The sequence below is a fragment of the Reyranella sp. genome, from assembly GCF_044224635.1.
In the GTDB taxonomy this organism is placed as follows: Bacteria; Pseudomonadota; Alphaproteobacteria; order Reyranellales; family Reyranellaceae; genus Reyranella.
Genome location: NZ_JBGAKA010000002.1, coordinates 237,576 through 262,233, shown reverse-complemented (window position 1 = coordinate 262,233; position 24,658 = coordinate 237,576). Strand labels below are relative to the sequence as shown.

Annotated in this window: 27 protein-coding genes, 1 tRNA gene and 1 pseudogene; 10 read left to right on the top strand and 19 right to left on the bottom strand. The window is 63.5% G+C overall.

The features are described from left to right. Positions 1–3 precede the first annotated feature (3 nt). Positions 4–1,128 carry an ABC transporter permease gene (locus tag ACILR9_RS03035; RefSeq protein WP_395708403.1) on the top strand — a complete coding sequence of 375 codons (1,125 nt, stop codon included), beginning with the start codon at positions 4–6 and terminating at the stop codon, positions 1,126–1,128. 21 nt (positions 1,129–1,149) lie between these two features. On the opposite strand, the gene ACILR9_RS03030 is transcribed toward ACILR9_RS03035, so the two are convergent. From ACILR9_RS03030 to ACILR9_RS02985, 10 genes are all read right to left on the bottom strand, one after another. After that, the gene (locus tag ACILR9_RS03030) at positions 1,150–2,064 is read right to left on the bottom strand and encodes a 1-phosphofructokinase family hexose kinase (protein ID WP_395708402.1); all 915 of its coding nucleotides are present in this window, start codon (positions 2,062–2,064) and stop codon (positions 1,150–1,152) included. A 148-nt stretch (positions 2,065–2,212) separates the two neighbouring features. Next, the gene (locus ACILR9_RS03025; protein WP_395708401.1) at positions 2,213–2,689 is read right to left on the bottom strand and encodes an Hsp20/alpha crystallin family protein; all 477 of its coding nucleotides are present in this window, start codon (positions 2,687–2,689) and stop codon (positions 2,213–2,215) included. Between the two features lie 76 nt (positions 2,690–2,765). Continuing rightward, positions 2,766–2,951: a hypothetical protein gene (locus ACILR9_RS03020; RefSeq protein ID WP_395708400.1), complete on the bottom strand. Its 186-nt coding sequence runs from the start codon at positions 2,949–2,951 to the stop codon at positions 2,766–2,768. Positions 2,952–2,991: 40 nt separating this feature from the next. Then, positions 2,992–3,312 (bottom strand): hypothetical protein, encoded by a 321-nt coding sequence (locus ACILR9_RS03015; protein WP_395708399.1) that lies wholly within the window; start codon positions 3,310–3,312, stop codon positions 2,992–2,994. A 240-nt stretch (positions 3,313–3,552) separates the two neighbouring features. Further along, the gene (locus ACILR9_RS03010; RefSeq protein WP_395708398.1) at positions 3,553–4,488 is read right to left on the bottom strand and encodes an ABC transporter ATP-binding protein; all 936 of its coding nucleotides are present in this window, start codon (positions 4,486–4,488) and stop codon (positions 3,553–3,555) included. A 41-nt stretch (positions 4,489–4,529) separates the two neighbouring features. Continuing rightward, entirely contained in the window at positions 4,530–4,910 is a 381-nt protein-coding gene (locus tag ACILR9_RS03005; protein ID WP_395708397.1) for a response regulator, read from the bottom strand. Positions 4,911–4,988: 78 nt separating this feature from the next. Next, positions 4,989–6,080, bottom strand: a complete 1,092-nt coding sequence (locus tag ACILR9_RS03000) for an SbmA/BacA-like family transporter (RefSeq protein ID WP_395708396.1) — start codon at positions 6,078–6,080, stop codon at positions 4,989–4,991. Then, positions 6,067–7,020 (bottom strand): glucokinase, encoded by a 954-nt coding sequence (glk, locus tag ACILR9_RS02995; protein WP_395708395.1) that lies wholly within the window; start codon positions 7,018–7,020, stop codon positions 6,067–6,069. The genes ACILR9_RS03000 and glk overlap by 14 nt, the downstream gene beginning before the upstream one ends. Then, the gene (locus ACILR9_RS02990; protein ID WP_395708394.1) at positions 7,017–7,151 is read right to left on the bottom strand and encodes a hypothetical protein; all 135 of its coding nucleotides are present in this window, start codon (positions 7,149–7,151) and stop codon (positions 7,017–7,019) included. Before ACILR9_RS02990 ends, glk begins: the two co-directional genes overlap by 4 nt. A 12-nt stretch (positions 7,152–7,163) precedes the next feature. Then, positions 7,164–8,237: an NAD(P)-dependent alcohol dehydrogenase gene (locus tag ACILR9_RS02985; protein ID WP_395708393.1), complete on the bottom strand. Its 1,074-nt coding sequence runs from the start codon at positions 8,235–8,237 to the stop codon at positions 7,164–7,166. Between the two features lie 88 nt (positions 8,238–8,325). On the opposite strand from ACILR9_RS02985, the gene ACILR9_RS02980 reads away from it, so the two are divergent. Together ACILR9_RS02980 and ACILR9_RS02975 are read left to right on the top strand one after the other, a co-directional pair. Further along, complete coding sequence (locus ACILR9_RS02980; protein ID WP_395708392.1) at positions 8,326–9,087, top strand: CBS domain-containing protein; 762 nt, start codon at positions 8,326–8,328, stop codon at positions 9,085–9,087. A gap of 205 nt (positions 9,088–9,292) precedes the next feature. Further along, a tRNA-Arg gene (locus tag ACILR9_RS02975) sits at positions 9,293–9,369 on the top strand. On the opposite strand, the gene ACILR9_RS02970 is transcribed toward ACILR9_RS02975, so the two are convergent. From ACILR9_RS02970 to ACILR9_RS02950, 5 genes are all read right to left on the bottom strand, one after another. Then, complete coding sequence (locus ACILR9_RS02970; RefSeq protein WP_395708513.1) at positions 9,328–11,010, bottom strand: recombinase family protein; 1,683 nt, start codon at positions 11,008–11,010, stop codon at positions 9,328–9,330. The genes ACILR9_RS02975 and ACILR9_RS02970 overlap by 42 nt on opposite strands. Before the next feature lie 57 nt (positions 11,011–11,067). After that, positions 11,068–11,514 carry a GNAT family N-acetyltransferase gene (locus ACILR9_RS02965; protein ID WP_395708391.1) on the bottom strand — a complete coding sequence of 149 codons (447 nt, stop codon included), beginning with the start codon at positions 11,512–11,514 and terminating at the stop codon, positions 11,068–11,070. A 76-nt stretch (positions 11,515–11,590) separates the two neighbouring features. Then, positions 11,591–11,896, bottom strand: a complete 306-nt coding sequence (locus tag ACILR9_RS02960; RefSeq protein ID WP_395708390.1) for a DUF1778 domain-containing protein — start codon at positions 11,894–11,896, stop codon at positions 11,591–11,593. 84 nt (positions 11,897–11,980) lie between these two features. Beyond that, positions 11,981–12,568, bottom strand: a complete 588-nt coding sequence (locus ACILR9_RS02955; RefSeq protein ID WP_395708389.1) for a hypothetical protein — start codon at positions 12,566–12,568, stop codon at positions 11,981–11,983. Positions 12,569–12,641: 73 nt separating this feature from the next. Continuing rightward, a complete protein-coding gene (locus tag ACILR9_RS02950; RefSeq protein WP_395708388.1) occupies positions 12,642–14,486 on the bottom strand; it encodes an AIPR family protein in 1,845 nt (614 codons plus the stop codon). A 117-nt stretch (positions 14,487–14,603) separates the two neighbouring features. Between ACILR9_RS02950 and ACILR9_RS02945 the strand changes: the two are divergent. The 3 genes and pseudogenes from ACILR9_RS02945 to ACILR9_RS02935 form a co-directional block, all read left to right on the top strand. Continuing rightward, positions 14,604–14,903: pseudogene (locus tag ACILR9_RS02945) on the top strand (ParB/Srx family N-terminal domain-containing protein); the annotation flags it as partial. A gap of 20 nt (positions 14,904–14,923) precedes the next feature. Continuing rightward, positions 14,924–15,814, top strand: a complete 891-nt coding sequence (locus tag ACILR9_RS02940) for an ATPase, T2SS/T4P/T4SS family (RefSeq protein ID WP_395708387.1) — start codon at positions 14,924–14,926, stop codon at positions 15,812–15,814. A gap of 9 nt (positions 15,815–15,823) precedes the next feature. Continuing rightward, on the top strand, positions 15,824–16,057 hold the full coding sequence (locus ACILR9_RS02935) for a DUF2274 domain-containing protein (RefSeq protein WP_395708386.1): 234 nt from the start codon (positions 15,824–15,826) through the stop codon (positions 16,055–16,057). On the opposite strand, the gene ACILR9_RS02930 is transcribed toward ACILR9_RS02935, so the two are convergent. From ACILR9_RS02930 to ACILR9_RS02920, 3 genes are all read right to left on the bottom strand, one after another. After that, on the bottom strand, positions 16,040–16,927 hold the full coding sequence (locus tag ACILR9_RS02930) for a LysR family transcriptional regulator (RefSeq protein ID WP_395708385.1): 888 nt from the start codon (positions 16,925–16,927) through the stop codon (positions 16,040–16,042). The genes ACILR9_RS02935 and ACILR9_RS02930 overlap by 18 nt on opposite strands. A 323-nt stretch (positions 16,928–17,250) precedes the next feature. After that, a complete protein-coding gene (locus tag ACILR9_RS02925; protein ID WP_395708384.1) occupies positions 17,251–17,457 on the bottom strand; it encodes a hypothetical protein in 207 nt (68 codons plus the stop codon). Positions 17,458–17,832: 375 nt separating this feature from the next. Further along, positions 17,833–20,193 carry a heavy metal translocating P-type ATPase gene (locus ACILR9_RS02920; RefSeq protein ID WP_395708383.1) on the bottom strand — a complete coding sequence of 787 codons (2,361 nt, stop codon included), beginning with the start codon at positions 20,191–20,193 and terminating at the stop codon, positions 17,833–17,835. A gap of 39 nt (positions 20,194–20,232) precedes the next feature. On the opposite strand from ACILR9_RS02920, the gene ACILR9_RS02915 reads away from it, so the two are divergent. After that, positions 20,233–20,508: a metal-sensitive transcriptional regulator gene (locus ACILR9_RS02915; protein WP_395708382.1), complete on the top strand. Its 276-nt coding sequence runs from the start codon at positions 20,233–20,235 to the stop codon at positions 20,506–20,508. Here the strand turns inward: ACILR9_RS02915 and ACILR9_RS02910 are convergent. After that, entirely contained in the window at positions 20,505–20,684 is a 180-nt protein-coding gene (locus tag ACILR9_RS02910; RefSeq protein WP_395708381.1) for a DUF305 domain-containing protein, read from the bottom strand. The two genes, ACILR9_RS02915 and ACILR9_RS02910, sit on opposite strands and share 4 nt — an antisense overlap. Before the next feature lie 303 nt (positions 20,685–20,987). Between ACILR9_RS02910 and ACILR9_RS02905 the strand changes: the two genes are divergently transcribed. The 3 genes from ACILR9_RS02905 (at position 20,988) to ACILR9_RS02895 (ending at position 24,656) form a co-directional block, all read left to right on the top strand. Next, positions 20,988–21,443 carry a hypothetical protein gene (locus ACILR9_RS02905; protein WP_395708380.1) on the top strand — a complete coding sequence of 152 codons (456 nt, stop codon included), beginning with the start codon at positions 20,988–20,990 and terminating at the stop codon, positions 21,441–21,443. 378 nt (positions 21,444–21,821) lie between these two features. Then, positions 21,822–23,255, top strand: a complete 1,434-nt coding sequence (locus tag ACILR9_RS02900) for a TolC family protein (RefSeq protein WP_395708379.1) — start codon at positions 21,822–21,824, stop codon at positions 23,253–23,255. Positions 23,256–23,270: 15 nt separating this feature from the next. Next, positions 23,271–24,656, top strand: a complete 1,386-nt coding sequence (locus ACILR9_RS02895; RefSeq protein WP_395708378.1) for a multicopper oxidase family protein — start codon at positions 23,271–23,273, stop codon at positions 24,654–24,656. Positions 24,657–24,658 lie beyond the last annotated feature (2 nt).

The window sequence follows — 24,658 nt, the reverse complement described above, 5'->3', positions numbered from 1 at the left end:
GAGATGCGGTCGCTCACCACGATCTTCTGGCTGTCGACGAAGGAACTGCGCAGCTTCCTGCGCGATTGGGTGCTGTTCGGCCTGGTAATCTACTCCTTCTCGCTCGCGATCATCGCCCAGGCCCAGGGCAATATGCAGGAATTGCACAACGCCTCGATCGCCATCGTGGACGAGGATCGTTCCGAGCTTTCGAGGCGGATCGCCCAGGCGTTTCTGCCGCCCCACTTCAAGGCGCCTCAGTCCATCGAGCAGCGCGAGGTCGATCATCTGATGAACGTCGGCAGGTTCACCTTCGTGGTCGACATACCGCCGCATTTCGAGCGCGACGTTCTTGCCGGACGCGCACCCGCGCTGCAGGTCGCGGTCGATGCAACGGCCATGATGCAGGCGGGCATCGGCGCGGGCTATGCCGAACAGATCATCCGGACGGAGATCGCCGGCTTCGTGGCCCGTCGGTCGATCGCCGAATCGACGCCGGTCAACCTCGACGTACGCATCGCCTTCAACCCCAATGTCACCACCGCATGGTTCACCAGCATCATGGGCATCATCGGCAACGTCACCATGCTCGCCATCATCCTCGCCGGTGCGGCGGTGGTGCGGGAGCGTGAGCATGGCACGATGGATCATCTCCTTGCGATGCCGGTGACCCCGTTCGAGATCGTAGCGTCGAAGGTGCTCGCCAACGGTCTCGTGATCACGGTGGCGGTCGGTCTGTCGCTCGAGCTCGTGGTACGTCGGCTGCTCGGCGTGCCCGTATCGGGCTCGGTGCCTTTGTTCATGGTAGGCGTCGTGCTCTACCTGTTCTTTGCCACCTCGGTCGGGATCTTCCTGGCGACGATAGCCCGCACGATGCCGCAGCTCGGGCTGCTGTTCATCCTGGTCGCGGTTCCGCTCAATCTGCTGTCGGGCAGCAACACGCCTCTGGAGAGCATGCCGCCGTTCCTGCGGGCCGTCATGCAGGCATCGCCGACGACCCATTTCGTCTCGATTGCCCAGGCCATTCTCTACCGTGGCGCAGGGTTCGACGCCGTCTGGCCGCAGTATCTCGCCGTCGCTGCCATGGGTGCCCTGTTTCTCGGCCTCGGACTACGGCGTTTCCGCAGCGTCTCCGTCATCAAAGGATAGGCGCCCGACCACGTGGCGCCCTCAGGCGAGCAGCGTCGCCACATCGGCCCGCCTGACCTGGGCCGTTCCGCTGCCTTGGACAGCGGCAGCACCGCATGCCACCGCGAGTCGCAAAGCGCTTTCGTGGGATTGCCCACGGGCGAGCGCGAGCACCAAACCGGCGAGAAAGCTGTCCCCTGCGCCAACGCCTGTCCGCGCAGTCACCGCAGGAGCCGGCATATGGCAGACGTGGTTCGCAGTGGCCAGGATGGCCCCGGCAGAGCCCAGCGTGAGGGCGATCATGTCGGCGGCGCCGGACTGTACCAAGCGCTTGGCTTGATCCATCTGACTCTCGAGATCGGGCACCTTGCGGCCGAGAATTGCCTCAAACTCCGAAAGGCTTGGCTTGAGCAGGGAAACCTTGTGCCCAAGCGAGGTGGTCAGGGGCAGGCCGGACGTATCGAGGGCAAATCGTGCGCCGCGCGCCGCGGCAATATCGGCCACCTTGGCGTAGAAATCCGCAGACATGCCTGACGCTAGGCTGCCGCTCGCCACGATCCAGGCCGCCTCGACATGACGCAACGTCTCCAGGATATCAGCCGCTTCTGCCGGGCTGATCCTCGGGCCTTGCGGCACGAAGCGATATTCCTGACCGCTCGACCTGTCGTGCACGGTCACGCTGATCCGACAGGTTCCTCCGATCAGGACGGCTTGCCAGGGAACCTTTGCCTGGGTCAGCATCTGCTCGACAAACCGCCCGGTAACGCCGCCGGACGCGAAGAGGGCGAGTGTCTCCCCGCCCAGTTCGCAAATGACCCGCGCCACGTTGATGCCGCCTCCGCCTGGATCATAGCGCTCGTCGAAGGTGCGTATCTTGTGCCCGGGCTGCACCGCTTCCGCTTGTGCCGCGAGGTCGACAGCGGGGTTGACGGTCAGGGTGACGATGCGTGCCGACATGCAGGCGCCTCCAGTGGCTTTCGACCGCGATCCGGGCCGCACCGCAGACGGATGCCGCCCATGCTGACAGGCCTGCGCGATCACCGCCTCGCGGGAGAGGAGGTCGGCACCCGCAGGGCGCGCCCTGAAGGGTGCCGGCCAAAAATCCTCATGCCGACTTGATCGCGACCTGCTTGACCTGGGCCGGCGGGTTGGCGGTCTTGGCGATCTCCAGCGTCAGCACGCCCTTGGAGAAGGTGGCCGAGACGGCGTTGGGATCGGCGTCGGCCGGCAGCGTGAAGGAGCGGGTGAAGCTGCCGTAGCTGCGTTCGGAATAGTGCGTCTTGTCGTCCGACCGCTCCACTTTTTTCTCCCCGGAAACGGTCAGGACGTCGCCGTCGACCTGAACCTTGACATCCTTGTCGTCGAGACCGGGCAGCTCGACGGAGACGGTATAGGACTTGCCGTTCTCCCTCACCTCGACCTTGGGCATGTGCTCGAAGGCGCGAAGTGCCTGCGGCTCCCTGGAGGGCGCGATGTCGCTCCAGTTGGACGGCCAGCTTCGGAGGCGGTTGATGATGTGGTCGAATTCGCTGCCGAAAGGCGACGCGATACGCGGGCTTGCAAGGCTCCTGGGTTCTATCATGTCAAACCTCCATGGCGGATCGTCATGATCCAATGAAACATCTAAGGCAAATCGGGGGATATCCCTTTGACTGAAATCAACCGGCAAGCCAGGCGATGGCGCGATATTGAAAATGCGAGAGGGCAGCGCCATCAAATCGATAGATCTTCACATCGAGTCGCCTCTTGGGCATCCCGATCAGCAGCTCACGGATCCTCGTGAAGCCATCGTCGATGCCTTTCAGCGCGCGCGAGCCCTTATTGCCGACCACCTTGCTCGGCACCGGAAGAAGCGGCCTGGGCGCATGGCACGCTAGGTCGATCTCATCCGATGATCCTGGCAGTTGCCTGAGCGTCTGGCGTCGCGCCGGTCAGGGAAAGCGCGGTAAACAGGCGCATCACCCTGCCGGCTTCGTGCATGTAGTCGGTCGCCAGCTGCAACCCCCATTGTTGCTGCGCTCTCATTACCCCTGCGACGTCGCGCGACGCCGCCAGCGCCTCCAGGGTGTCGCGATTTGCTGTCAGCCGACGACCGAGGAAACGCGCGATCTCCTGCTGCCACTCGGAGCAAGCCGCCGCGTAACCTTGAAAGGCGTCCGCCGCGGCGCTTGTCGTCGCGGCTACAGGATCGGCCGTGGTGCTCATCATATCCTCCATCGATGATTTCTCGTCGGCGCGGCACTCCAAATCTGCAGGACTGCCCTCTCCTGAGGGGTACGATGCTGAATGCCTACCTCTCGGAGCGGCAATCGACCATTCGGGAATTGACCTAAGGGTTTCTACGGTGACAGTGGTCTGTGCCGCCGCGCCGAAGAAAGCCATCACCCGATCACAGATGTGCGCTGGGCTGTTCCCGCGTGAGGCCTGCCCGGTCCGGATTTCTGTTCACGGATGAAGGCCGGCCGCTTCGTCCGCCTGCTCCTTCTCCCGCGAAAAAAGCCGATCAACCGCGCCAACGAACAGTCGATACTTGACCTCGACGACGGACAGCTCTCGCGCCCAGTTGACCAGATCGCCCCATGGATCATTCAGCTTGCCCATGCCGGCGACGATTGCCACCACCGTGCCGACCTCGATGCGGCCCTGCAGGGCCAGCCAGCCGCCGACGCCCAGCGCGACCGCCACTGCCGAATGGTGCATCAGGTTCATCAGGAGGTTCATGGTGAATTTCAGCTTGTAGATGCCCATGTTGAGCGAAAAGACGCGGTTGATCGGCTCCTTTATCCAGCCCCGTCCCTTGCCCGAGCCGATCGCTGTGTTGACGATCTCGCTGCTGAGCCCCCGTTTCGTGATGATGCGGGACTGCGCGCGACGGTTGATGGCCAGCTGCAGCGCCGGGACGAATACGAGCTGAGGCAGGAAAAATGCCAGGGCCAGCAGGGCAAGACCGGCATCGAGGTAGAGCATGTAGCCGGTTACGCTGACGAGAATTCCACCTTGGAGAAGTGGCTCGGATATGCTGATGCCGGTGAAGCCGCCGATCGGCTCTACCTCCTCGAGCATGACTGCGATTTCGACACCGGTATCGACGGCGGTCGCGCCATCGGCGTTGCGTGAGGTCTCGCCAGCTCGCGTGCGCAGCGCGCGCACCGAACTCTCCGACACCCATCCGCGGTAAATGTTGAGGGCCAGCTTGAGGCTCTGCTCCATCAGGGCTACGGCGCCATAGGCAGCGGCCAACCACAGGACAGTCTCCAACGCGCCGCGATCGACGATCGTGTTGATGATGCGGCGCTGCAGGTCGAGGGGCGCGGCGCTGAGCAGAAAGACCGCGATCGACAGCATTGCCAAGCCGGCCTGGTGCTTGCCCGTGAGCTGCAACACATAGCCCATGACGGTGCGTGGCATGCGAGACATGGCAGTCAGGCGGCGGACAGGGCTTGCCGGGTGCGGTCGGCTAGCGCTACGGCCGACAGCGGCTTCTCGAGGATCTGCGCGATTCCCGTCCGCTTCGCCAAGTTGCGCAGGCGCTCGTGCGCCCTGCCGCTGCCACTGATCACGATGGCCTGAAGCGCAAGGTCACCGCGGCGCAGCGTCTTCACCGGCTCGATGCCGTCGAGACCGGGCATGGAATGGTCCGTGACCAGGCAGGCTCGCGCCGGCAGTCTCGGGTCGGCGAGCAACACTTCGGGGCCGTCGTGAGGCTGTGCTCGCAACCCATCCATCTCCAACGCGAATTCCGCCGCCGCTCGAACCGCGGCATCGTCGTCGACGACAAGGACGATACCCGATGCAGGCAACATCCACCAATTCATGCCGATGCAGTCACGGCCCGCCTTGATTCAGCGCAAGGAGCACGGCCCACCCGAGCGACAGGCTCGTTACGATGCTTCGCGGCGAACCTTGGTCGTTGCCAGCATGTCCAGGCTGAACAGGAGGACACCGACCCGGCTTGCCGAGGAAGCCCATTCGGCGAGGCGGGGATAGTTGTCGACGAGCCAGTTGAAGGCGCCCTGGACCGCGGCAAAGGCCGCCGCCGCTTGCGTGACCTCACCCAGCGACATCGTCTCGTGAATGTACTGAGGAACGCAAAGAATCAGGCCGACGAGCGGGGCAAGCAGCGTGTTGCCATGAGATACCAGTGTGGTTCGTACATGCTGTCCGCAGAGGTTGCGCCACTGGCGAATGACCTCGGCCAGGGCGAAGTTGACCGAGGCATTTTGTCCGTCGCCCGAAGGGGTAGTCGGCCGGGGCAGGTTGCGCAGATGGGCCACGGCGAACTTGAGCTCGGATTCGGCTTGATTTTTGCGCTCGATGACGTGCGCCATGCGACGGCCGACCAGGATCATCGCACCGGTCGTCAGTACGGCATACGCGATGCTGGCGAATACGAGATAGCCCGGCAGCTTCAACGTGGTGCCGGATCCCTCGAGATCGAGCGTCCCCCCAACGGTCCACAACACTACGACAAACGTCGCTGCCGTCAGCAGCGAGGACAACAAGCCGACCAGCAGGTCGATCGGTGCGTCGGTGGCGATACGCGCGTCCTCGGCGATACGGTATTCGGCGAGCTGTGGCTCGCCCCGGCCATTGTCGAGGCGCCGGTAGTTGTCGTTGCTGAGCCAAACGTCCAGCAGTTGCCCGGTGAGCCATGCCCGCCACGACCTTTGGAAGGTCATGCGTCCCCACACGGCGGTCATGGCGAGTCCGATGCTGCTCGCCGCGAGCGCAGGCAACAGGTAGGTCTGCTGCAAGATTTCCCGGCCGTCGCGTCGCTCCAAGGCGTTGAAGAAGTCCCGGTTCCAGAAATTCAGCCGGTATTGCATGAGAAGCTGCGTCACGACGCAGACGGTGAGCAATGCCATCAGGGCCCATGGAATCCATGCGCTGCCGCCAGTCCAGAAGCCGAGAGCCATGCGCCAAAAACGGCGGAGCGGCGCGGGTCCGACGGCGGACGGATCATTGCCATTCATGGGCCAGGGCCATCAAGCCGAGAAAAGTCGGATCTCGCCTGACGACGATTCTGGTTGGAATGCGGGCAAGGTAGCGACGCAGACGGCCTTTGCGCTCGAAGCGCTCGCGGAATGGCGATTTGTCGAGGTAGTCGACGATGTTGGGCATGATCCCGCCCGCGATCAGTACCCCTCCTCGCGAGCCGAAGGTCAGGGCCGCATTGCCCGCCACCGATCCAAGGAAGCCACAGAACAAGTCGAGCGCTTGCCGTGCCGTATCGCAGGTTCCATAGACTGCTTCGCGTACGACCTGCTCCGGGGTGGCTACCGGCGCGTGCACCTGGCCCTGCGCTGTCAGAGCCTCATGCAGGTTCATCAAGCCGCGTCCTGACAGGACGCGCTCGGCCGACACATGGCCATGCCGTTGGCGCAGGAAGTCTATGATTGCCGTCTCGGCTGCGTCGGTCGCGGCGAGCGTGGCGTGCCCGCCCTCACCGGCCAGCACCCTGTTCCCGCTTCTGCCGGGGCTGAAGCAGGCCATGCCGAAACCGGTTCCGGGTGCCAACACGACGACGGGTTCGCTGGCCAGTTCGGCGCCGCCACCGATGCCGACGACATCCTGGGATCCGAAGCAGGGAACGCCCCAGGCAAGGGCCTCGAGATCGTTTACCAGCTGGACGCTGCCGAGATGCAATGCCTGCGTGAGCTCCTCGCATGTCATGACCCAGGCAGCATTGGTCAGCGCGCAGCGGCCGCCTTCGACAGGTCCTGCTGCGGCGATCACCGCCCGACCTAAGGTGAGGCCGTCCTGCTTTCGCGTATTGAGAAAATGCCGAATAGCGTCGACGGCGCTGGCATAGGCGCCGGTCGGCACGGCCTCGATCGCGCCAAGTTCCGAGCCGTTCAAGATGGCGAAGCGGGCCCATGTTGCACCGATATCGGCGAGAAGGCAGGCAGTCATGGTGTCACCTGTTTGCTTTCGCCCGACGCTTCGGGCTTCTCGACCGCGCCGGCGCCGTTCTTGGTCACGTAGACCGGCAACCCGTAACGGTCGGGAGCGGCTTCGAGTGTAACGGCTTTCGAGATGGCCATCGCGCCTGCTCTTTACGGTGTGATGGCGACCTTGAGGACGCCATCGCGCTGGTGACCGAAAAGCTCGTAGGCCTGCTCGATCTGGTCGAGCCTGAAGCGGTGGGTGACGAGGGCTCCCGGGTCGGCGCGGCCCGACGCCACGACGGCCATCAGCCGGCGCATGCGCTCCTTGCCTCCCGGGCAGAGCGAGGTCACGATCTTGTTGTCGCCCAGCCCGGCGGCGAAGGCATCCAGCGGAATGCGCAGATCGGTCGAATAGACGCCGAGGCTGGACAGCGTACCGCCCGGCCGCAGCACCCGCAGGGCATTCTCGAAGGTCTGCTGCTGACCCAGTGCCTCGATGGCGACGTCGACGCCTCGTCCGCCGGTGAGCTCGCGGATCGAGCCAACAGGATCGGCCTGTCGATAGTCGACAACCTGGTCGACGCCGAGCTGGCGCGCCATGGTCATCCTTTCGGGCACGGTGTCGACGCCGATCACGGTCGTGGCGCCCATCAACCGCGCGCCCATCGCGGCGCAAAGGCCGATCGGCCCGAGAGCGAACACCGCGACCGTGTCGCCGACGCGCACGCCGCCATTCTCGGCGCCGGCAAACCCGGTCGACATGATGTCGGGACACATCAGAACCTGCTCATCGGTCAGCGGCGCGGGGACCGGCGCAAGGTTCGCCATGGCATCCGGCACCAGCACGAACTCTGCCTGACAGCCGTCAATTGTATTGCCGAAACGCCAGCCGCCCGCCGGCTTGAAGCCATGCCGTGCCGTCCCGCCATCTTGCGAGTGCTGGCCGCACAGGCAGGCATAGCTGTGACCGCAAGGAGTGATGGCGCCAGCAATGACGCGTTGACCTTCCTTGTAGCCTGCGACCTGCGAGCCCAGCTTCTCGATGATGCCGACGGGCTCGTGGCCGACGATGAGGCCCTTGCGGACAGGGTATTCGCCGCGCTGGATGTGGACGTCGGTGCCGCAAATGGTCGTCGTGCTGATGCGGATCAGCGCATCGAGCGGGCCGACGTCCGGCACCGGTCGGGATTCGAGCACGATGCGGCCGCGCTCGACAAATACTGCAGCCTTCATCCTGGGCATCGGCGACCCTCCTCATGGCCGTCCTGGACGCTATTGGAGGCTTGCGCAGCGATACTTGATGTATCTCAAGCGCTGCCTGTTTCAGTGATTGATCTGGAACAAGGTGGCTCGGGCGCCCGGGCTGTACCCGAGACTTCAGCACGTTGGGAGGAAGATCATGCACGCTGTCAAGGTGATGACGCGGCCGGTCGTGACGGTGCCGGCAGATGCAACGGTATGGTCTGCCGCCGACATCCTGCTGGGCGCACGCATCAGCGCGGCGCCGGTAGTCGAGCCTGACGGTCGAATGGTCGGCATCGTCAGCGAGGCCGACCTGATGAATCGGCCCGAGCTCGGCACCGTGCCTGGCCGATCGTGGTTGCAGCGGCTGCTTGCCGACGAGGCCTTGCTGGCGCGTGACTACATGCGCTCCCACTCCCATCGTGTGACGGACGTCATGACGCGCGACGTCGTCACGGCTGATGAGCACGCGGAGCTCAAGGAGATTGCCGGCCTGATGCAGCGTCGTGGCATCAAGCGGGTGCCGATCGTGCGCGACGGGAAAGTGGTGGGCATCGTCAGCCGAGCGAACCTGTTGCAGGGTCTGGTTGCCCGCGGACCTGGGCAAAGCGGCAGGACCGCGCTTGACGACGAGCTCCGCGAAAGCGTGTGGAAGGAATTGCGCAGCCACTCGTGGAGCTCAGGTGTCAGCAACGTCGTGGTTGAAAGCGGTGTCGTCCATCTGTGGGGACAGGCCTTCTCCGCGTCGGCCAAGGATGCGGCCAGAGTGGCGGTCGAGAACGTTCGCGGCGTGAAGGGGGTCGTGAACAAGATCGTCGTGCTGCCGACCGAGGCACTGATTCTCGGCTGAATCACATTCGAAAGCGATCCGCTTCGAGCTTGCCCGAACGTCCGACTTCCCGGAAGGCAGTTCGACCCACGGCGGCGCGTTCTTGGCGCCGCTCGCTCCCGGCGACATCTCGATTCCTCGCAATGGAGTGTTGTCAAGAGCGGCGGCACGTCGGGCTGCCTCGGAGTAGTGACAAGGGTCCGGGAAGCAACTAGAAAACGCCTACGTCCCCGTAGCTCAGCCGGATAGAGCAGCGGTTTCCTAAACCGGAGGTCGGAGGTTCGAATCCTCTCGGGGACGCCACTTCGGTACAAAACTGCGAACGCCGAGAGCCGCCGATTCTACGCTCACTCCAGTGACAAGGGTCCGTAGAAGCTCGGTTTTCGCCCCGATGATGCGGATCTGGGTCTGATCAACGACCTCGACTCGCTGGGCGAGTGCCCGTAGATGGTCCCGTCGGTACGTTCCGTCTTTGTTTCGGAGCTTGCGTCTTGCCGCAAGGGCAAAGCGGCGCAGAGTCTCCGGTGTGATCGCCGGGCCGAGTCGTTCGATAGAGGCTGCCGACCGTTCAGCGTCTAGCCGGGCCTGATCACGAATAGCGGTCAACTCAGCGATGCGATCCTTGAGCGACGGGTCCGCGACGTTGACCACGCCGTTTTCGATCGCTTCGTATATGCGCTTCAGCTTTGCCTCGGCTTCGGCACTGCGCTTTCGCAGTTCGGTGATGTGGCCCCGACGCCGCTCGCTCCACTCTTCTCGACGCTCCAGAAGTTGGTCCATCATCTTCGCAAGACGCTGAGGGTCAAGCAACCGCCACTCGAGATGGTCAACGACGGCTCGGTCGAGCCTGTCCATCGGCACTGTCAGGCCGCGACACCCGCTCGCGCCCTGACGCGCCTTCGTCGAGCAGGTGTAGTACCTGTAGATACGGCCGACCGACCCCTTTCCGGTTCGCAACGTCATTGCTCCACCGCAGAAGGCGCAAAAGCAGATCCCTGTCAGCAGCGTAGGGCCACTCACTGCGCGCGGTGCCATCCACTGGGGGCTGCGGCTCTTGAGCGCCGTCTGCACGGCATGGAACTCCACTGCAGTGACGATTGGCGGCACTGCCATGATGGCGTGTTCAGTCTCGGGCTTGAGCACTTTCGTGCGATAGCTGCGATGGTTGTATTTATGCTGGCCGATATAGGTTGTGCGCGTAAGAATTTGATGAATCGAGGCAACGCCGAACTTGCCCCCGTCACGCGTCCGGATGTTGTGGTCGTTCAGATAGGTTGCAATCGACTTGATACCCATGGGGCCGTTCTGGCCGTCGCCTGTCAGCGCGAGCCTGTAGATCAGACGCACGGTATCGGCGTGGATGGGATCTACCTCCAGCTTCTTCTTGATCTTCGTACCGCGTTGTCCGGCGGCAACCGTGCGGTAGCCGATCGGCGGCAATGCTCCATTCCAATAGCCCTGACGCGCATTCTCCTTCATCGCCCGAAGGGTGTGCTTGGCGTTCTCTTTCGACTGATATTCGTCAAATAGCGTCATGATCTGACGCATCATCACACTCATCGGATCGTCGCCAAGATCCTGTGTGATCGAGATCAGGCGCACGCCATTCTTGGCGAGCTTTCGCACATAGAACTCGAACTGAAACTGATCGCGAAAAAAGCGGGAGAAAGAATGGACGATGATAATGGTGAAGCCAGGGGGCTTGACGAGTGCCGCATCGATCATCGCCTGGAATGCTGGGCGGCGATCGTCTGTGGCCGTATTGCCTGGCTCGACGAACTCTGCCGTGACGTCCCATCTCTTCGCGGCGCAGTAGGACGTGATTTGACGACGCTGATCCGGAATCGAAAGATCGCTGTCCGCTTGCCGGCCGGTCGAGACGCGCAAATATAGAGCAGCCTTTGCGGCCGGACCGGCCGCTGCGTTCTCTGGTGTGGAAGCCATCTCCGTCATTCTGTCACTGTCCTCTCTCGGCACGGCCTTTCGTTTCGCCGAGCCGCCTCATGGTGCTACTAGCGCTTCAACTGCGCGCATCGGCAACACCAAGCGCATTGAGTCGGGCAAACGCGTGAAGCCGAACATTTCATAGAACGCGGCCGCACGTTCGCTTAGCGCGTCGACGACAAGCATCGACGAACCGACGACGCTCGCGCTGGCGTAGGCCCGCCGAACTGCGTCCGCCAGGAGCAGAGCTCCGAAGTGCTGGCGTTGTCGCAACACCGAAACCGCAAGGCGTCCGATCAGGGTTGCGCTGACCAGTGGATAGCGAGGGATGTACTTGCGAGCCGCCACCGGCACATCGCCTTGCGCCAAACCGCTTGCGCAGAGCGTGTAATAGCCAAGCACTGTGTCGGGCACGTCCCGCTCAACCAGCACGAATACGCCGTTTGCCTTGCGCCGCACGTCCTGGCTCGCCTGCGTCCTGAGATAACGATCGAGACTGTCCACGCCGCACGTGAAGCTCACTCGATCGTGGTGCGAGGCTAGTGCCTCGATCCTCAGATCCGGCCGAGGCGCCGCCATGTCACGAGGCGAGGCGGCGCTTGTGTTCGGCCAGCGCGGCCACGAGCCGTTCAGGCAACTTAGGCGGATGAATCAATGCGTCAAAGAACGCCTTACGATCACGATCGGAGAGCGCCAGCGTCTCGTGCTCCGCGATCGTTCGACGTGCCGTGTCGGTTAGGGCAGTCACACAGAAGTCGCTGACCTTGCGTCGAGACAGGTGTGCCGCGCGTTCGATGAGGTCCTTCGTCTCTTCATCCAGCCGGAATCCGAGGCGCTCAATCCGGTTAGGCGTATCCGGTTTCATTTTGACTTGCTTGCGGGGCATTGGTGCTGCTCCAAATGGATGTCCATCTGGCAACAATGTACGTCATATAGGCTAACAAAGCAATATCCCTCTGAGCCGCGGCTGTCAGGCGCGGGGACCAATAAGCTCGTCAAGCTCCTCCGCGAAATGGCCTTCGATCACCCGTAGCTCGGAGTCCGCGATCGGCACCTCTTCGGGCCAGTCGTCCGTGACGACGATCGGCGCGGGGGCTTCATTCGGCGCGCGCATGGCGCGGGACCGAAGCGAACGGGTGTAATCATAAAGATCAATGGGATCGCCAGAGCACTCACGGGGGACCCGGCGCGCAGATCGCTTCTGGATCATGCTTGGAAGACACCTCTGCTCTTGGCTGAGTGAACCTGTTCCCTGACATCCAAACCTGCGCGTTTCACGAGTATCGCCGCCAAGCCAAAACCTTGGGCAGAATGGAGAGCCACGGCTTGCCGCAAAAACACCAGAGATCATCTTCGATATCTCGGACCGTTTGATCCTGCGCTTGTTCGCGCGGGCAAAAGATGCCGCGTAATTGCTGGCCGAGAAAGCAGCAAACGATGTCGGTGTTAGGTTCGGAAACAATGGGCTAGAGAACGGACGGTTCGTTCTCATCCGCCTCATACCGGTCACGCGAGTTTCCGGCCATTGCCGCGCAGCATCAACAACTGGAAGCGCCATGCCTTCCACCAACTTGCGGCGGTATGCGGCCGTTGCGGGACAGGGCGGCCTTCACCCGGTGGCTAACATCCGCTCATTTCGGCCCTGTGACGTTGGCCAGCAAGCCAGCTTGTTCGACGCTCTTGAGCGCCTCGATCGCGGGTTTTGCCTGCTTCACTGAAGGTTTGCGTTCCCAACCTCCCACCGCATAGCCGGCGAGCGTGCGGCAGATGCCAGCGACCCTCCAGTGAATCAAGCCAGCACGCTGGCCGCGCTCGGCAACTTCCAGCCAAGTGGCGCCGCTGACTTCCATGCAGCGCGCGATCCGGTTGTAGTCTTCCAGGGAAATCTCCGCTGACCGAGCCGGCGGGCCGGACGACTGTCCGTCATCACGAAAAGACAACTCGGGAGGGAGCGGATCAGCGAGCGCGGGCAGCGCGCTACGGAATTCAGCCCAGCAGTCCTCCTTCTTGTACCATTCACTTGGATTTCTCTGGCCGGCGGACGCCCGCAGGGCGCCGTCGATCTGAGGGGCCCATGTTCTGACAAGCTCCTCGAGCTGAGGGCTCACCCCCTGACTGGACCAGATCCGCCCAAACTCGATGCGACCGCCTGTCCGGTAGCTGAGCCCGGCGACGAGGTAAGCGACGATCTGCGCTCCGTAAGCTGGAAACTTCATCGCCCGTACGGTCCGCTCGACCGAGCGGTACAGAATAGCGGTCGCGACGAGCCGCTTGAACCACGTGACATCCGGCGGCGGCGGGGGGGCGTCCTTCAGTCGCTGCATGAAGTGCTGAAAGTTCTTCTGTCCGCCGAGGCAGACCCGATATGGAAGCCCCGCCCAGGCGGTGAGATATCGCGCGACATCCAGTTTGCTCAGTCGGCGCTGCTTGGGCGTCTGGGTGCGGAAGGCCTGCTGTTCGGTCTTGCGATAGGCTGCCTTCTGCTCGGCAGCCAGATAGGAGCCGCGTGCGCGCTCGTAGAACCATCGGCCTTTGCCGTCGTCCAGCCACGTATTGTTGGCGAGCGTTTCCACCTGCTGGTGAAAAGGATCGCTGGCAGAGAAGTCCGCTAGCTGAACCGCGTTCTGCCGATTGGCGGCCCGCGATATCGAAGTCACCATCTCGGCGAGATCGGCGCCACCAACTTTGATGATCTTGATGGGCACCGACACGTGTCCGAGGTTCGCACTCTCCTTTCGCCTGGCTCGATGAAGCGAAGCGGTGGTCTGCCCGCCGTTCACGATCTGGAGGCCTTTCAGAACATGAATCTCGGCTGCGCCGTCGCGCTCCGCGGAGAGCTCGATGTCATCAACCGTGGCGACGATTCCGTTGTTGAACGCGAGGAACATTGACGGCTGTTCCATGATCGTTCGCCTCAGCTCGGCGTTCACGCTCTTGCGGCCCTGAAGGCCGAGAAAGGCCCTGACGTTGAGCTCAAGTAGACGCACGCCGTAGCGCTCGTAGATCCGCGAAAGCGTTTCTCCGGGCATGACGGCGAGATAGGCCTCATAGCCTCCGTCAACGGACGGAACGTGAAGGGCCGGGATCGGCGAGCCGGTCATCGCAACAAGGTCGACTGTGATGTCGGCGCGCGTTGCCGGCACTCGCAGGCGCCGCCTGAAAGAGAGCAGCGCGCCTTTGAGCGTTTCCGGCCCGGCCTGTCGCGCGGGCGCGTCAAGCGGCCGGCCGGCAGCTGCGACCGCGTCCTGCTTGGCAAGCGGACGACGCCAGTCTTCTCTGCGACGACGGCCGAGTTCGGCTGCCGCAATTTCGCGGCAGCGCCGCCAAAGGCGGCCCCCGAGGGCAGCGCCTTCGTCACGATCTCCCAGCGCGGCTGCATTGTCTCGCAAGGGCCGGAAGACCAAATGCCGGCACACTTCGAGCCCCAGAACCTCGACCTGTGAGGTCGGCCGCACATTGGGGGCGCGTCCCGGCACCTGCGGCCCATCGGCCGTGCGAGGAGCGGGACCGGGAGAGGCAGAGGGCAGACCAGGCTTCGTGACGGGTTGGAGGCCAGGAGAGTGGCTCCCGGCCGCCCGTCGCGGAGAACTCCCATGGCAAGTGCTGTTCAGAAGATCACGCTGTCGTCCTCGCGCGACATCCCCTTCAACAAGCTCGTGCTCTCGCAGTCGAACGTCCGCCGCGTGAAGGCGGGCATCTCGATTGAGGAGCTTGCGGCGTCGATCGCGCGCCGCGGCTTGCTCCAGAGCCTCAACGTCCGGCCTGTCCTGGATGCCGACGGTGAGGAGACCGGCATGTTCGAGGTGCCGGCCGGCGGCCGGCGCTACCGCGCGCTCGAGCTGCTGGTGCAGACCAAGCGTCTCGCCAAGACCGCGCCGGTCCCCTGCGTGGTGCGCGGCAAGTCCATGCCGGCATGCCGCGCGTTTCGGCGGAGCTGCCGGAAAGCGGAGAACGTTTCGAAGGGCTGGTGCCGCCCGTGGTGGCGGCTCCGTGCTTCGCCATCCGTCGGCCGGCAATCGCGGTGTTCTCACTCGACGACTATGTCGAGGCCGGGATCATGTCGTGCGCGCAGGCCAACCTGCTACGCCGTGCCGTCCAGGATCGCAGGAACATTCTCGTTGCCGGTGGCACCTCGACCGGCAAGACGACGCTGATCAACGCCCTGCTGGCGGAGGTCGCCTTTCTCAATGGCAACGTCGATCGCCGCACAGTCAGCGGCGAGCGTATCGACGCGCCGGTCAGCCCCTATGTTCTCCAGGCTGGCGCTGTCATCCCTGCCGCGCTGCTCACCGGCTTGCGCTCGGACCTGCCCGGTCAGGTGACGGCCCAGGTCACTGAAGATGTCTACGACAGCCCCACCGGTAGCACGCGTTTGATCCCGCAAGGCGCCCGATTGGTTGGCCAATACGATGCGCAGATCGCCTTCGGCCAGACGAGAGCGCTCCTGGTCTGGACTCGGCTCATCATGCCGAACGGACGATCGATCGTATTGGAACGTCAACCAGGCGCCGATGCCGAAGGCTACGCCGGCCTCGAGGACGAGGTCGACAACCATTGGGGCACACTATTCAAGGCAGCCATTCTCGCGACGCTGCTAAGCATTGGCTCAGAGGTTGGCAGCAGCGGCAGCGAGGACGACCTGATCCGAGCCATTCGTCGCGGCGGGTCGGACAGCGTCAACCAGATCGGCCAGCGCATCGTTGGCCGGTCCCTCAACGTCCAGCCCACCATCACAATCCGGCCGGGGTTCCCCGTCCGCGTCCTGGTCACGCGCGATCTCGTGCTCGAGCCCTACCGCGAATGAGGGGAACCGATGTCGAAGCTTAAGCTCGCTGCAATCGAAGACGACAAGCCCGTGCGGTTCACGATCGAGCTACCCGCCACCGTGCACCGCGATCTTGCTGCTTATGCCGAGGCGCTCGGACAGGCAACCGGTAAAGCCGCGATCGAACCCGCGAAGCTCATCCCGCCGATGCTCGCTCGCTTCATGGCGACGGACCGGGCTTTCGCGAAACTTCGGCGGACGCGGTCAAAGCAAGTTGCGTGACCTTGCCTCGTCGCGCATGAACGCAACGAACCGGCCCACCGCAGCATCCTCAGTCGTTGGACGCCACGCCAGCTCGATCTGAACCCAGGCATCCTCTTCGAGAATTGGCCTATAGACCACGCCGGGAAACACGACCTCCGCCTCGCTTTGCGCCGCGAGCGTTATGCCAAACCCGGCGCCAACGAGGGCCATCACCGATTGCTTGCTAGCGGGATGGGAGGAGAACTTCACACCCTCTCCCAAGAGCGACGCATAGAACTCTCGGGCAGAGTGACTGTCGTCCCACCCCTGAGCGAGAACGGTATGGTCGCGTAATAGAGCCCAAGTCAGTGACTCATAAGCGGCAAGGATGTGCCCGAGCGGGAGTGCTGCGACGAGGGGCTCTCGATAGACAGCAATAGAGTTAGCGCCACGCCGCAGCGCATGCGTCGTCACAAGAGCGATATCCAGACTGCGCTCGGTCAGCGCCACCGAGAGCTGGTGGTCATTCAACTCATGAAGGGTAAGAACTACATCTGGATGCTGGTTGCGCCAGGCCGACAACAGGGACTGCAGCGGACCCCCAATGGGCGGCATCCGGACGCCCAATCGGACATGGCCGGTCATTCCCGCCCCGCTGCTCTTGCCGACCTCCCGTACGCTGTCGAGGCTATCTAGAGCTTGTCTGACCCGGACCATGACCTGCCGGCCGGCTGCCGTGAGGCGAATCCCAAAGGACCCGCGCTCGAGTATAGTGACGCCAAGCTCATCCTCCAGGCGGACGATGCGCCTGCTGATCGTCGAGGGCTTGACGCCGAGCGATTGGGCAGCGTTAGAAAAGCTGCCGGTTTCGACCGCGACCGACAGATAGCGGAGATCCATCAAATCCATCGCCCTCGTCCTGTGCTGGCGCAAGCTTTCAGCTGACCTCTGGCTTGGTCACCAGCACGGCAGCAACAATGGGCCCGGGCGTTTGCGATGCATTGACGTGTGGCACCTCAATCCGCGGCAGATCGGGCTTCAGACGTGCGAATGTAGCGAAGTGGTCTTAAAACGCGGATTGCGGGAACATTAGATGGTTGTAATGATTCGCAGAAATAACCGGCAGCGTTCTTGGAACACCGCAGTTCGGTGTTCTCGGTTGCATCGCCTCAAGTTTGACTCACGCTCTCTGCCTCGAGGGGCCCTGGGTTGTGGCAACGATGATCACATCGTTAGGTGGTCACGCCGATCTCCCCGTGTGTGCTGCTTGCGGCGTTCGCCAGCACGAGCCCTGCCTCCGGCCAAGCCGACGGCCAGCTTCCGTACCAGGACGGCAGCATCATTGCCCGCATCGCTGGAGCTGCGATGCGTTGGTGACAGGCAAAGCAGACCTTGTGCACCGCTTCGCTCGCGGGCTTGCCGTCGTCGAACTGGGCCAATCCTTAGCCGCCGGTCGCGGCGTGTTTGCGTGTGTCCTTGATCATGAACTGGGCCCCGTTCTGGGTAGCCCGGCGATAAAGGATTGCCCTTGGGCGACAAGTGTCGCCCCAATAAAATCAATGACTTAGCTCGTAGATTGAAATCGCTCTGCGCTGCTTCGCGCGCCGTAACGACGACGCGGGGACAGGGACGCTACTCTTCGTCGAGGCAGAAATCGGGGGAGAGCCTTCGCTTAGCTGCGTTCAACCGTAGCGGCCAATCCCATTCCCCGTTTGGCGTTGAGATCGGAAATCTGCTCGGCTTTCACTGGGCGCCTCTCCACAACGGAAGATGACGATGCCGGGGCTTCTCTCGAAGCGGATGCAACCTGCACCTCACAGGCGCAGCCGTCGCAAGCGCAGCGAATTGCCGACGACGCTGACTGAGCTCAGCGCCATCGCTGCCGCCGCGATGATGGGCGACAGCAGGATGCCAAAGGCGGGATAGAGCACGCCGGCCGCGATCGGCACGCCGGCGGCGTTATAGATGAAGGCGAAGAACAGGTTCTGCCGAATGTTGCGCATGGTCGCTTGCGACAGGTGGCGCGCCTTCACGATCCCCATGAGATCGCCCTTGAGCAGGGTGACGCCCGCGCTCTCGATCGCCACGTCAGTGCCGGTGCCCATGGCGATGCCGACCTCGGCCGCCGCCAGTGCCGGTGCATCATTGACGCCGTCGCCCGCCATCGCCACCACGCGCCCTTCGCGGCGCAGTTTCTCGACCACGGCGCTCTTCTGGTCGGGCAGCACCTCGGCCTCGACCTCGCTGATGCCGAGCCGGCGGGCCACGGCAAGGGCGGTGGTGCGGTTGTCACCGGTCAGCATCACGACGCGGACCTTCTCCCGCTTGAGCGCTTCGAGCGCGGCCGGTGTCGTCCCCTTCACGGGGTCGGCGATGGCGAAGAGAGCGGCGACCTTGCCGTCGACGGCGAGGAAGATCGCGGTCGCGCCCTCCTGGCGCAGGCGCTCGGCCTCCCCCTCGAGCGCCGACACCTCGATGCTGAGCTCGCGCAGGAAACGCGCATTGCCCAGCGCCAGCCGACGGCTATCGACGGTGCCGACTACGCCCTTGCCGGTCGGCGAGTCGAAGGCCGTCACCGGCAACAGCGCAAGTTTGCGCTCGGCTGCCGCGGCGACGACGGCGAGCGCCAGCGGGTGCTCGCTCGCCTTCTCCGCACTGGCCGCAAGCCGCAGGACATCGGCTTCGGCGAAACCCGCCGCCGGGACGATCGCGACCACCTTGGGCTTGCCCTCAGTCAGCGTGCCGGTCTTGTCGACGACCAGCGTGTCGACCCGTTCCATGCGTTCCAAGGCCTCGGCGTTTTTGATCAGGACGCCCGCCTGCGCACCGCGTCCGACGCCGACCATGATCGACATCGGTGTCGCGAGGCCGAGCGCACAAGGGCAGGCGATGATCAGCACCGTCACCGCCGCCACCAGCCCGAAGGCCAGCCGCGGCTCGGGGCCCCACACGGCCCAGGCAGCGAAGGCGGCGAGAGCGATGGCGATTACCACGGGCACGAAATAGCCGGAGACCATGTCGGCCAGGCGCTGGATCGGGGCACGCGACCGCTGGGCTTCGGCGACCATCTGCACGATGCGCGCCAGCATGGTGTCGCGACCAACCTTCTCCGCGCGCATCACGAAGCTGCCGGTCGTGTTCAGCGTGCCGGCGATCACCTTGGCGCCAGGTTCCTTGGTGACGGGCATCGATTCACCGGTGACCATCGATTCATCAAGCGATGAGCGGCCATCGATTACCTCGCCGTCAACCGGCACTTTCTCGCCCGGCCGCACGCGCAGCTGATCGCCGACAGCGATGGCATCGAGCGAGACCTCCTCATCGGAGCCGTCGTCCTTGAGGCGCCGCGCGGTCTTGGGCGCGAGGTCGAGCAGGGCGCGGATCGCGCCCGAGGTTTGGTCTCTTGCCCGCAGTTCGAGCACTTGTCCCAGCAGCACAAGAACGGTGATCACCGCGGCGGCCTCGAAGTAGACCGCGACGGTTTCTTCGGGCCCGCGAAAGGTCGGCGGGAAGAGGCCAGGCACGGCGACGGCCACGACGCTGTACAGCCAGGCGACGCCGGTGCCCATGGCGATCAGGGTGAACATGTTGAGGTTGTGCGTCTTGAGCGACTGCCAGCCGCGCACGAAGAACGGCCAGCCCGCCCACAGCACCACGGGCGTGGCGAGCACGAACTGCAGCCAATTTGACAGATTTGGGCCCAGCAACATGTGCAGGTTGGTGAGGTGTCCACCCATCTCCAGCGCCATCACGGGCACCGCCAGCACCAGGCCGATCCAGAAGCGGCGCGTCATGTCGGCCAGCTCGTGATTGGGGCCGGAATCGGCCGACACGACCTCGGACTCCAGCGCCATGCCGCAGATCGGGCAGCTGCCCGGTCCGACTTGGCGGATTTGCGGATGCATCGGGCAGGTGTAGATGGTCCCAGCCGGCAGCTCGGGTTCTTTCGCCTCACTGGGCTTCAGGTAGCGGTCGGGTTCGGTTGTGAACTTTGCCAAGCATCGGGGATTGCAGAAATAGTATGTCTGACCGCCATGCGTGGTCGTGTGCTTGGCGCCCTCGATCCTCACCTTCATGCCGCAGACCGGGTCGATCGCGGTGGCGTCGGTAGTCGGGGCATGGGCGTGTGTGTGGGCCGCATGGTCGTGACCGGAATGGCCGCAGGCGTTCTTCATGGCTTGCTATCTATACCCGCCCAGGGTATCCTTCAAGTCATGGATGCTAAAATCAAGAAGTCCCAGCTCGCCCGGCTCAGCCGTATCGAGGGCCAAGTACGTGGCATTGCTCGTATGATCGAGGAAGACCGCTACTGCATTGATGTCTTGACTCAAATGCGGGCGGTGCGGGCGGCCCTCGACAAGGTGGAGCAGGAGACGCTCGGCGATCACCTGCGGCATTGCGTGGCACATGCCTTCAATGCCGGCTCCGCCCGCGACCGCCTAACCAAGATCGACGAGCTGATCGAGGTCCTCGACAGTCGCCGGCGTTAATTGCCCCCGCGCAGCAAGCCTTTCATCTGCTCGATCTCGGCCTGTTGGCTCGCGACGATCTCCACGCACAGCTTCTTGATCTCCGGCGCCTTGCGTTCGGCCTTCTCGCACATGAGAATTGCGCCGGCATGATGCGGGATCATCGACTTCAAGAACTCTCTGTCGGTGATTGCCACCTGCTGACGAATTCCCACTCAAAATGCGAGCAATGCCACGATGCTGCTGGCGAGAATCGCCAAGTTGGGTACATTGACCGCATGAGCAGAAGTTCGGCGATCACCATAGGGCTGCCATCAGTCCTGCCATGTAGAATTGATGGAGGTCGGGATAGCGTTTGCGAAAGCGTTCTCCGCGGCAGGAACGGCAAGATACCCTGCCAGGGTTTGGTGTGCGCTTCAGTAAGTTGCTGATTTTTCGTCGTTTTTGGAGGTCGACACCGAAAGCTTCCCCTTGATCAGCGTTCATCGCGAGGCGCTGCATTGACAAGAATGATTGCGGGAGCCATTTTTGTGGCGATGCGCAGACTTGGTTCCATCACGATGGTTGTGCGAGCATTGCTCCTCGCGGTGCTGGGCCTCGCCGTCACATCAGGTGTTGCCTTAGCGCACGGTGATGTTGCCCTCGTACAGATCGCCGCCGAACGTCATTCGTACGATGTGCAGCCCGCAGATATTCACTCGACGAATAATCCTGTGGCTTCGCTGGACGCCCCAGAGCAACTCGCGCATTCGGGCGCGCCGTGTTCCTCCGACGAGCAGTCTGGTAGCCATATGGCAGGTGGCTGCTGCAATGTCGCGTGTCATGCGGCGCTGGTGAGCTTTGCGGTCGGTCCCATCGCTGCCATCGACCTGCCGGATACCCGCATCGTCGGCCTGACCGACATGCTTGAAGGGCGATCGAGCGACCGTACCGAACGACCTCCCAGACGCAACTGACGGCGGTTCGCGCCGATGGCGCGCGTCCGGTCGTGAGCAAATTCTAAGCGCTCCCCGACCTGACGCCTGATCTGCGCGAACGAGCCTGAGCCCGCTGTCGCACGTCGACGTGCGCCGGTCGGTATGACGTCGGTCAACTCCGTTCGGGTCGTTCCAGATGAAGGTCCTCTTTCTAGGCGCTTTTGCGCTTTCCGTCTCGGCGTGCAGTTCCGCACCGCTGCCTGATCTCACGCCTGCCGAGGCCGCGAGTCCGGAAGCACCGGTGGTCGCCGCTCCCTATCAGCCCGTCATGGCCGGGACCGCGTCGCACGTGCCGGTGGCCCTGAAGCCCTGGCGAGAACTCAACGACAGCGTGGCGCCTCGCGGCAGCCTGACGCCATGACTGCTGCCTCGAAAATCGCCCTTATAGTGGCCCTGGGGCTGCTGGCGGCAGGTTGCGCCAAGTTCACCGGCGACGGTGGCATGGCGCCCGTCACCGACGGAGTCCGCAAGGAGATCGGCAAGGATGCCAGCAAGCTGACCTCCGCCGAAGACCATCGACGCGCACGCGAACGCATCCAGGCGTTGCTCGCTGAGCCGCTGAGCGAAGACACTGCCGTCCAGATTGCGCTCCTCAACAATCGTGGCTTGCAGGCCGCATACAACGACCTCGGCATTTCCGAAGCGGAGTATGTGCAAACAAGCCTGCCACCCAACCCCGTCATCACGGTATCGCGTGTGTTCGGCCCCGGGTTCGTCGAGATCGGCTTTCAGCTGATCGGCAACCTGCTCGCGGCGGCGACTTTGCCCGCGCGGACGGAGATAGCGAAGCGCGAGTTCGAGGAGGCGCGCTATCGCGCCATTGCGACCACGCTCAGCCTATCCATCGATGCGCGCAGAGCCTACATCCGCGCGGTCGCCGCCCGCCAGCGCCTCACATTGCTCGAGCAATCACGCGAAACTGCCGATGCGTCCGCCCAACTGATGAAGCAGCTCGGCGAGACCGGAGCTGCCAACAAGCTCGACCAGGGGCGCGTCGCCGCCTTCTATGCGGAGCTAAGTGCCCAGGTCGCGCAGGCGCGCCTGTCCGTCACGAGGGAAAGGGAGGCCCTCAACCGCATCCTGGGGCTTTGGGGAACGGATCTCGAATACACCCTGCCTGCCAGGCTGGCCGCGTTGCCTGCGGCGCCGGAGCCTCTTTCCGACGTCGAGATCGAAGCCATGCGCCGGCGCGTGGACCTCATCATTCTGCGCTACGAAATCGTGACGCTGGCAAAGTCGGCCAAGTTCGTGGAGGCGACGAGGTACATGTCGTTTCTCGAGCTGGGCGGTGGCTACCGAAACGAGCTCGAGACCAATGACGCCGGCGAGCAGACGTCGAAGAACCGCTACGGCTTCGAGCTGGGCATCGTGATCCCGATCTTCGACCAGGGCCAGGCACGCGTCACGACCGCGCGAGAGATCTATATGCGAGCCGTGAACCGGCTTGCCGAACGGTCGGTCAATGCACGATCCGAGGCTCGCGTAGCCTACACTACGTACCGCGCCACCTATGACATCGCGCGCTTCTATCAGACTCGCATCCTTCCGCTGCGGCGGCAGATCTCTGCGGAAGCGCTGTTGCGCTACAACGGAATGCTCATCGATGTGTTCGAGCTGCTCATCGAGGAGCGCGAACGCATCCATTCCAGCATCGCCTCGCTTGACGCGCTGCGCGACTACCACTTGTCGATCGCTGACCTGCAGGCCGCACTGATCGTCGGCGGAACGGTCCCGCCGTCAGGCGTCATCAACACCACACCGCCTCCCGAAACCATTCCTCTCGGCCTCTGACACGAAGGAGATGACATGAGCCTCTCGAGACGCGACCTCGTTGGAGCTTCCAGCATTGCACTTCTCAGCGCCGCCGCGGTGAGCGGACGCGTGCAGGCACAGTCCATTCCCGAGGCGCCGACGACCACGACCAACACCATGCAGGCGCCGCTCTATCCAACGAGCGGGCCGGACTACCAGCCCGTCGTGACGCTGAACGGCTGGACACTGCCGTGGCGGCAGAACGGCGACTGGAAGGAGTTCCACCTGGTCGCCGAGCCGGTCGAGCGCGAAATGGCGCCCGGCATGAACGCGCGGCTGTGGGGCTACAACGGCCAGAGCCCGGGGCCGACTATCGAGGCCGTGGAAGGCGACAAGGTGCGCATCTTCGTGACCAATCGCCTGCCCGAGCACACCACCATCCATTGGCACGGCCAGCTCCTGCCATGCGGCATGGACGGCGTCGGCGGCCTTACACAGCCGCACATCAAGCCCGGCAAGACTTTCGTCTACGAATTCCAGCTCATGAAGAGCGGCACCTTCATGTACCACCCGCACGCCGATGAGATGGTGCAGATGGCAATGGGCATGATGGGTTTTTTCGTCGTGCATCCGCGCGATCCCAAGCTGCACCGCGTCGATCGCGACTTCGTGTTCCTTCTATCGGCGTACGACATCGATCCCGGCAACTACGTGCCAAAGGTCGCCGAGATGCTTAATTTCAACATGTGGACGTTCAACACCCGTGTGTTCCCGGGCATCGACCACCTGGTGGTGGCCAAGGGCGACCGCGTGCGCGTGCGTGTCGGCAACCTCACCATGACCAACCATCCGATCCACATGCACGGCTACGATTTCGAGGTGACATGCACGGACGGTGGGTGGGTCCGACCGGAGGCGCGATGGCCCGAGGTGACAATCGACATACCGGTGGGCGCCATGCGCGCTTACGAGTTCGACGCGATCTATCCCGGCGACTGGGCGCTACATTGCCACAAGTCGCATCACACCATGAACGCGATGGGCCATGACATCAGGACCTTCATCGGCGTGAACAAGAAGGAGTTCAGCCGGCAGATGAAGCGAATGGTGCCGGACTACATGGCGATGGGCACCGCCGGCATGGCCGACATGGGCGAAATGGAAATGCCCCTGCCCGAGAACACGCTGCCTATGATGACAGGCTTCGCCCAATTCGGCGCCGTCGAGATGGGCGGCATGTTCACAGTCGTGAAGGTGCGGGAAGGCTTGGCCGCCGGGAACTACAAGGATCCGGGCTGGTACCAGCATCCGCCGGGCACAGTGGCCTACGAGGTTAAAGGTCCGGTTCCCGCTACCACACGCGCGCCCACTCCGACACCGCAGACGAAGGCGGCGCCGGTCCGCGTCGTCAAGCCGAACGGCCATGGTTCGCACAAGTAAGC

What these genes read in the sequence shown, in the direction of transcription:
- ACILR9_RS03035 (WP_395708403.1), top strand. Translation starts at nt 4, where the DNA reads ATGCGGTCGCTCACCACGATCTTCTGGCTGTCGACGAAGGAACTGCGC.
- ACILR9_RS03030 (WP_395708402.1), bottom strand. Translation starts at nt 2,064, where the DNA reads ATGTCGGCACGCATCGTCACCCTGACCGTCAACCCCGCTGTCGACCTC.
- ACILR9_RS03025 (WP_395708401.1), bottom strand. Translation starts at nt 2,689, where the DNA reads ATGATAGAACCCAGGAGCCTTGCAAGCCCGCGTATCGCGTCGCCTTTC.
- ACILR9_RS03015 (WP_395708399.1), bottom strand. Translation starts at nt 3,312, where the DNA reads ATGAGCACCACGGCCGATCCTGTAGCCGCGACGACAAGCGCCGCGGCG.
- ACILR9_RS03005 (WP_395708397.1), bottom strand. Translation starts at nt 4,910, where the DNA reads ATGTTGCCTGCATCGGGTATCGTCCTTGTCGTCGACGACGATGCCGCG.
- ACILR9_RS03000 (WP_395708396.1), bottom strand. Translation starts at nt 6,080, where the DNA reads ATGAATGGCAATGATCCGTCCGCCGTCGGACCCGCGCCGCTCCGCCGT.
- glk (WP_395708395.1), bottom strand. Translation starts at nt 7,020, where the DNA reads ATGACTGCCTGCCTTCTCGCCGATATCGGTGCAACATGGGCCCGCTTC.
- ACILR9_RS02990 (WP_395708394.1), bottom strand. Translation starts at nt 7,151, where the DNA reads ATGGCCATCTCGAAAGCCGTTACACTCGAAGCCGCTCCCGACCGTTAC.
- ACILR9_RS02985 (WP_395708393.1), bottom strand. Translation starts at nt 8,237, where the DNA reads ATGCCCAGGATGAAGGCTGCAGTATTTGTCGAGCGCGGCCGCATCGTG.
- ACILR9_RS02970 (WP_395708513.1), bottom strand. Translation starts at nt 11,010, where the DNA reads ATGGCTTCCACACCAGAGAACGCAGCGGCCGGTCCGGCCGCAAAGGCT.
- ACILR9_RS02960 (WP_395708390.1), bottom strand. Translation starts at nt 11,896, where the DNA reads ATGCCCCGCAAGCAAGTCAAAATGAAACCGGATACGCCTAACCGGATT.
- ACILR9_RS02955 (WP_395708389.1), bottom strand. Translation starts at nt 12,568, where the DNA reads ATGGCGCTTCCAGTTGTTGATGCTGCGCGGCAATGGCCGGAAACTCGC.
- ACILR9_RS02940 (WP_395708387.1), top strand. Translation starts at nt 14,924, where the DNA reads ATGCCGCGCGTTTCGGCGGAGCTGCCGGAAAGCGGAGAACGTTTCGAA.
- ACILR9_RS02935 (WP_395708386.1), top strand. Translation starts at nt 15,824, where the DNA reads ATGTCGAAGCTTAAGCTCGCTGCAATCGAAGACGACAAGCCCGTGCGG.
- ACILR9_RS02930 (WP_395708385.1), bottom strand. Translation starts at nt 16,927, where the DNA reads ATGGATTTGATGGATCTCCGCTATCTGTCGGTCGCGGTCGAAACCGGC.
- ACILR9_RS02920 (WP_395708383.1), bottom strand. Translation starts at nt 20,193, where the DNA reads ATGAAGAACGCCTGCGGCCATTCCGGTCACGACCATGCGGCCCACACA.
- ACILR9_RS02915 (WP_395708382.1), top strand. Translation starts at nt 20,233, where the DNA reads ATGGATGCTAAAATCAAGAAGTCCCAGCTCGCCCGGCTCAGCCGTATC.
- ACILR9_RS02900 (WP_395708379.1), top strand. Translation starts at nt 21,822, where the DNA reads ATGACTGCTGCCTCGAAAATCGCCCTTATAGTGGCCCTGGGGCTGCTG.
- ACILR9_RS02895 (WP_395708378.1), top strand. Translation starts at nt 23,271, where the DNA reads ATGAGCCTCTCGAGACGCGACCTCGTTGGAGCTTCCAGCATTGCACTT.